The sequence below is a fragment of the Caballeronia sp. J97 genome, from assembly GCF_905220305.1.
GTDB lineage: Bacteria > Pseudomonadota > Gammaproteobacteria > Burkholderiales > Burkholderiaceae > Caballeronia.
Genome location: NZ_CAJMZL010000111.1, coordinates 1 through 246, shown reverse-complemented (window position 1 = coordinate 246; position 246 = coordinate 1). Strand labels below are relative to the sequence as shown.

The 246-nt window shown below is 60.2% G+C and carries 1 protein-coding gene; it reads right to left on the bottom strand.

The features are described 5' to 3' along the window. Positions 1–26 precede the first annotated feature (26 nt). Positions 27–246 (bottom strand): FAD-binding protein (locus U4Y90_RS36035; RefSeq protein ID WP_321801915.1); only part of this gene is annotated, 220 nt, incomplete at its 5' end.

Sequence of the window (246 nt, the reverse complement as noted above, 5' to 3'; positions counted from 1 at the left end):
GAATCGATATGAAAGCCGGTCATGCGCTACAGCAGCTCGATCAGATCCGGCACCACCGTGAACAGATCGGCCTCCAGGCCGTAGTCGGCAACGCTGAAGATCGGTACTTCGGAATCTTCGTTGATTGCCACGATCACCTCGGAGTCCTTCATCCCCGCCAGATGCTGGATCGCCCCGGAGATTCCGCAGGCGAGATTCATCTGCGGTGCCACGATTCGGCGAGCGCCGCGAGCATCTGCCCGGGTA